Genomic DNA, 5,402 nt, shown 5'->3' on the forward strand with positions numbered 1-5,402 from the left:
GCCTACAGCAGGTTCCACCACCAACGCAGCGTGGGCAACTCCACCGGCTGAGCGAAGTCTGCGGCACGGCTCGGAAGTTTCTCGGTCAGGGTAAGCGCGGTCAACTCGACTTGTTCACTGCTGTACCGGCGGGTGCGCTCAAGGGCCCAGTCCAGATGGCCGCGAATCAGCTTGTCGAGACCCGTCAGGTAGCGCTCCAGCGCCTCATCCCCCGTTGCTGGGTATTTGGCGCGCACCTGCTCGTAGCACCGCATCACCTGGTTGCGCATGTTCACGGCCTGGGTGATGGCCTCATGGGAATCCAAGGACCAGTGGTGGGCCAGCGATGTCACCAGGTTGATCTCTTCGACATGCTTGTCGATTTCCGCGGCGTACGAATAGATGTCGTTGTCCCAGGCGAGGAGTACGGCGGTCATGTCGGTGAGTGCGCGTACTTCCTCACGTTCCCGCACCTCGGCGGGCACCTCGAATCCCAGGCGATCTCCACAATGTCCGTCGCGTAGCTGCCACCACCGGCGTCGAGCGCGCGGATGGTCGTCACGTGGTCGGGGCCGGGAATGGTCCGGTTGTTGTGGTATGAGCATCCCACACGACGCCGAGCGCGAAGGCTCGGCTGCTGTCGATCCAGCGCCGCCAGACCGCCGGTGTGGCCAGGTCGCGGAACGCGTCGCTGATGTCCCTGAACGCCTTCCCGTAAGGGGACGCGACCTGCACCGTGCTGCGGGGCGCGTCGAGGACTCGCATGAGATCACCGTGCGCGTCGACCGCGTCCGTCAGTCGGTCCACGGCCATGCGTTCGATCTCGTCGTCGAAGGCGAATCCCCACAGATGGAACTTCGTGATGGCTTCCAGTGCAGCCTCCGACGCGCCAGGGAACAGCCGGGCGATGAAGCCGCCGACATCCGCGTCGGCGAGCTTCGCCAAGACGACATGGTTCTCGCAGAACCCCTGACTCGCCAAGCTGTGGCGCGCCGGTTGATCTCGTCACCGGCGGGATGGACGTCGAGCTGGATCGGGCAGTAGAAAGGGGGGGGCCGGGTTCGCAGGTCCATGGCAAGTCTTCCCTTTCACTCTGTGTACAGGCTTTCGTCGGCTCCGCATACTGTGGGGGTGGGCGGTGTCGCGTAGGCGCGACGTCGGAATGAGAGGCCTCGTGCTCCTGAGGAACGCGGCGTCGGCGGACGGTCAGACGCAAGGTTTGGGGCGAAAAGGATCGCCCATGGGGCATCCATCACCACCCGACATCCTGCGGTTCGGTCAGCTCCGGTCGGCGTTTTCCCGTCCACCGCCGGCTTCTCGGTCTGTCCACCGCTACGTCCTTGTACATCCTGGGCCCACGGCGCGAACACGGAGTCAGGGCGAGGCCCGGGCCTGAACTATTCTACTTCGTCAACCCTCCGGTCCGCCCGGATCAAACCGGCGCGCGAGAGCATTCCGCGGCATACCGAAGGCGCGCGTTGTTCTTTCCCGCGTCGTGCACGCCCTTGACGGAGAAACACTTCTGCCGATTCCCTGAAACGGCGGCGGGATGACGTCCGGGACGTCCGTGAGCAACGCAGTGCGCTCCGCCGCATTCACGACCACGGCAAGGAGCGTGTGTGCAGCGGGCAGCGCATTGGACGCAGGACTACCTCCGACATTTGGGTGTTCGGGCACCGGCCGTGCCCGACCTCGCGTCTCTCTTCGCACTCCATCGGCGCCACGTCGAGAAAGTCGTCCACGAGAATCTGATCGTGCAGCTCGGCCGTACCGACAGTATCGAGCCGTCCGCCTGCGTCACGCGGGTGCTGTCCGGGTGGGGCGGCGGCTGCTTCCACCTCAACGGCGTCTTCTCCGCCCTGCTGCGCCACCTCGGTTACGACGTGCATCGGCATCGCGGGGAGGTCCGGCTGAGCGCGGACCAGCCGGAGCCGGCCGTGGCGGCCTTGGGCAACCACATGGCGCTGACGGTGTCGGTCGAAGGCACCGCCTGGATGGTGGACGTGGGGCTGGGGAACGGCCTGTACGAGCCGCTGCCGCTGGCGGCGGGGTCCCGTCGCCAAGGTCCCTTCACGTACACACTCTCCCCTCGCGAGGACGCGTCGGGGACGGTGGTGTGGCAGTTCGTCCACGACCCGGCACTGCGTTCCTGGTACGGGATGGACTTCTCGCTGCGGGACGCCGAATGGCAGGCCTTCACGGAGCGGCACGCGGAGTTGGCCACATCTCCGGACTCGGTCTTCGTCCAGCTGCTCCAACTGAACCGCCGGGACGCGGCGGGCCTGGACACACTGATGGCGTGCACCCTCGTACGGACCGAGGCCGGGGGGTGCCACGAGCGGCGGCTGGAGACGCGCCGCGAGTGGTTGCAGGCCGTGGCGGACGTCTTCGGCCTGCACCTTCCCGGGGTGGGAGATGCGGAGTTGTCCCGGCTGTGGCGCAAGGTCTGCGTCCAGCAGACCCTGCTCGATCTGCAGGCGGCGAAAGCGGGCGACGGCCGGCAGGGGACGGTCTCGTGAACACGACGGGGGAACGCGCGGGGGAAGGCGGCCTGGCGGCCGTCGAGGAAGCGGTGCGCGACATCGCCGCCGACCGTGCGGTCGTCGTGGTGGAGGACGCCGATCGCGAGAACGAGGGTGACCTCGTCCTGGCCGCGGAGAAGGTCACCGAGGCCCACGTGGCGTTCATGATGACGCAGCGCCGCGGCCTCATCTGCGCCCCCATGGAAGGCGCGCGCCTGGACCACCTGGCCCTCGGGCCGATGGTCGCCCGCAACAGCGACCCCCGGCAGACCGCCTTCACCGTCTCGGTGGACGCCACCGCCGCGCACGGGGTCGGCACGGGAATCTCCGCCGCCGACCGGACCACGACGTTGCGGCTGCTGGCCCGCAGCGGACACAGCAGCGACTTCGCCCGGCCCGGACACGTCTTCCCGCTCCGGGCCCGACCCGAGGGGATCCTCCCCCGGGCGGGGCACACCGAGGCCGCGGTGGACCTGGCGCGGCTGGCGGGACTGTTCCCGGCCGGAGTCCTCGTGGAGATCGTCGGCCCGGACGGACGGATGCTGCGCCTGCCCGATCTCGTGCCGTTCGCCCGCCGCCACGACCTGAAGATCATTTCCATCGCGTACCGCTGTGCCACCGAGCCCCGGGTACGCCGGGAGTCAGTGGCCCGCCTGCCGACCCTCTACGGCGAGTTCACCGCCTACGGCTACCGCTCGCCCGTCGACGGGATCGAGCACCTCGCCCTGGTCCGCGGCGACGTGGCCGACGACAGCGGGGCGCCGACGGCGGTGCCGGTACGGCTGCACTCCGAGTGCCTCACTGGTGATCTCTTCGAATCCCTGCAGTGCGACTGCGGCGACCAACTGTGTGCGTCGCTGCGGACTGTCGCCGCCGAGGGCCGGGGAGTGGTGGTCTACCTGCGCGGTCACGAAGGCTGCGGCATCGGCCTGACCTCGAAGTTGCGGGCCTACGAGCTGCGGGAGTCCGGGTGGGACACCGTGGACGCCAACCTGGAGCTGGGCCTCGACGCCGACGCCCGCGACTACCGGGTGGGCGCCGACATCCTGCGTGACCTGGACGGACATGGGAGCGCTCCGGCTGCTGACGAACAATCCGGCCAAGTGCACCTCTTTGATCGGCTACGGATTCAGCGCGCTCAGCCGGGTCCCGCTGCCGGCCCAGGTCGGGTGCACAACCGGCGCTACCTGCGCACCAAGCGCGACCGCATGAGCCACGACCTGCCCTGGCTGGATCGAGCCGCACCAGGTGGCACCCCACCCGAAGCCGCGGGCGGAGCGTGACGCAATGGACGACCTCAGCCCGCGCGACTTCCGGCGGGCCATGCGCAACCTGTGCTCACCGGTCGCCGTCGTCACCTCGTCGCACGAGGGCAGACCCCACGGGACGACCGTGGGGGCCTTCACCCCCTTCTCCTGGGAACCGCCCGCCGTGGCCGTCATGCTGGGCGCAGCTTCCGCCACGCTCGCCCGGGCCAAGACGACCCGCCTGCTGGGCATCAACATCCTGGCCTGGGACCATGCCTGCCTGGCCGCCGACTTCGCCGGCGCGACCGCCGACCGGTTCCGCCGCGCACGCTGGTACGAGCGCGTCGGACTGCCCCAGCTGCACGGCGTCGCCGGCTGGCTCAGGGGAGAACTCCTGCACTCCTTCGCCCTCGGCGACCACGAAGCCCTCTTCCTCCGGGGCAGGGAAGCACAGACATATCCCGTCCCTCCATTGCTCTACCACGGCAAGAAGTTCGGCACGCACCTCGGCCTCCCGCCCGGCGGGACCCGCACCCGGGAGGAGACACCATGACCCCGACCGACTCCACCACCGACGACCCCGCACGCCCACCGACGTTCGGCGTCACCGAACGGCACACCGTTCAGGACCTCCTCGTCTGGCGGCGCTCGGTGACGCGCTTCGCGCCGGATCCGGTCCCGGAGGAGATCCTGGACACCCTGCTGGACCTGGCGAACCTGGCACCCAGTGTGGCCAACTCCGAACCCTGGCGGTTCGTCTCCGTCGACACGCCCCACCGGCGCGAGGAGGTCGTCGACAGCTTCCGCAGGGCCAACTCCAGGGCTCTGGAGGGCTACTCCGGTGAACGGGCCCGGACGTACGCGCGGCTGCGGCTCACCGGGATCCAGGAGGCGCCGCACCACTACGCCGTCTTCTGCGACCTGGGCACCCGCCAGGGCCATGGCCTGGGCCAGCAGACGATGCCGGAGACGCTGCAGTACTCGGCGGCGTTCGCGGCCTACACCTTCTGGCTCGCGGCCCGCGCCCACGGGGTGGGCGTGGGCTGGCTGTCCATCCTTGAGCCCGAGAAGGTCACGGCCGTGCTGGACGTCCCCCGGACCTGGAAGATCGTCGCGTATCTGTGCGTGGGCCGGCCGACCGGCCACGACGACACCGGCGAACTCGCCCGCGCCGGCTGGCAGGACCGGACCGGCGCGGGCCGGCAGGTCCTGCGCCGGTGACAGGCCCCGCCGCTCCGTACGGGAGTTCACCCCCGCACACGCTCACTTCGGGAAAGGAGTCCTCGGATGAAACCCGAGCAGCGGGTCACCGCCGTCGTGGAGGGCCTGGGATCCTGGCTGCCCCCGGACCGCCTCGACAACGACGAGCTCCTGCGGGCCGCGCAGTCCGCAGGCGCGGGCACCGACCCTGAAGACCCCTCCGTACCGCTCACCGGCGCGTGGATCAGCCGGCGGACCGGCATCGAGCACCGGCACTGGACCAGCCGGGGGCCGACGGCCGAGAGCACCGCGGCCGCCGCCGTCGAAGCGGGCCGCCTGGCCATGGCGGACGCCGCCTGCGACCACGTCGAGCTGGTCCTGGTCGCGACCATGACACCGGACCAGTTGTGCCCGGCGACCGCGCCCGAGGTCGCCCACCGTCTCGGCCTCGGCG

6 protein-coding genes and 1 pseudogene are annotated in these 5,402 nt (G+C 69.8%); 5 read left to right on the forward strand and 2 right to left on the reverse strand.

Annotated elements, in window-relative coordinates; all coding sequences use genetic code 11:
- Positions 1 to 2: 2 nt before the first annotated feature.
- Together ACFWZ5_RS44530 and ACFWZ5_RS44535 are read right to left on the reverse strand one after the other, a co-directional pair.
- Positions 3 to 464 carry a hypothetical protein gene (locus ACFWZ5_RS44530; RefSeq protein ID WP_384892834.1) on the reverse strand — a complete coding sequence of 154 codons (462 nt, stop codon included), beginning with the start codon at positions 462 to 464 and terminating at the stop codon, positions 3 to 5.
- A 73-nt stretch (positions 465 to 537) separates the two neighbouring features.
- Positions 538 to 924, reverse strand: coding sequence for a terpene synthase family protein (locus tag ACFWZ5_RS44535; RefSeq protein ID WP_384892838.1), 387 nt, complete (start codon positions 922 to 924; stop codon positions 538 to 540).
- Positions 925 to 1,661: 737 nt separating this feature from the next.
- On the opposite strand from ACFWZ5_RS44535, the gene ACFWZ5_RS44540 reads away from it, so the two are divergent.
- The 5 genes and pseudogenes from ACFWZ5_RS44540 to ACFWZ5_RS44560 all read left to right on the forward strand — a co-directional run.
- On the forward strand, positions 1,662 to 2,498 hold the full coding sequence (locus ACFWZ5_RS44540) for an arylamine N-acetyltransferase (protein ID WP_384892842.1): 837 nt from the start codon (positions 1,662 to 1,664) through the stop codon (positions 2,496 to 2,498).
- Positions 2,495 to 3,784, forward strand: a complete 1,290-nt coding sequence (gene ribB, locus ACFWZ5_RS44545) for a 3,4-dihydroxy-2-butanone-4-phosphate synthase (RefSeq protein ID WP_384892845.1) — start codon at positions 2,495 to 2,497, stop codon at positions 3,782 to 3,784. Before ACFWZ5_RS44540 ends, ribB begins: the two co-directional genes overlap by 4 nt.
- 4 nt (positions 3,785 to 3,788) lie before the next feature.
- Entirely contained in the window at positions 3,789 to 4,301 is a 513-nt protein-coding gene (locus ACFWZ5_RS44550) for a flavin reductase family protein (RefSeq protein ID WP_384892848.1), read from the forward strand.
- Positions 4,298 to 4,969, forward strand: a complete 672-nt coding sequence (gene bluB / locus ACFWZ5_RS44555; protein WP_384892851.1) for a 5,6-dimethylbenzimidazole synthase — start codon at positions 4,298 to 4,300, stop codon at positions 4,967 to 4,969. Before ACFWZ5_RS44550 ends, bluB begins: the two co-directional genes overlap by 4 nt.
- 66 nt (positions 4,970 to 5,035) lie before the next feature.
- Positions 5,036 to 5,402 (forward strand): annotated as a pseudogene (locus tag ACFWZ5_RS44560) (hypothetical protein); the annotation flags it as partial.

It is taken from the genome of Streptomyces sp. NPDC059003 (assembly GCF_042740445.1).
GTDB lineage: Bacteria > Actinomycetota > Actinomycetes > Streptomycetales > Streptomycetaceae > Streptomyces.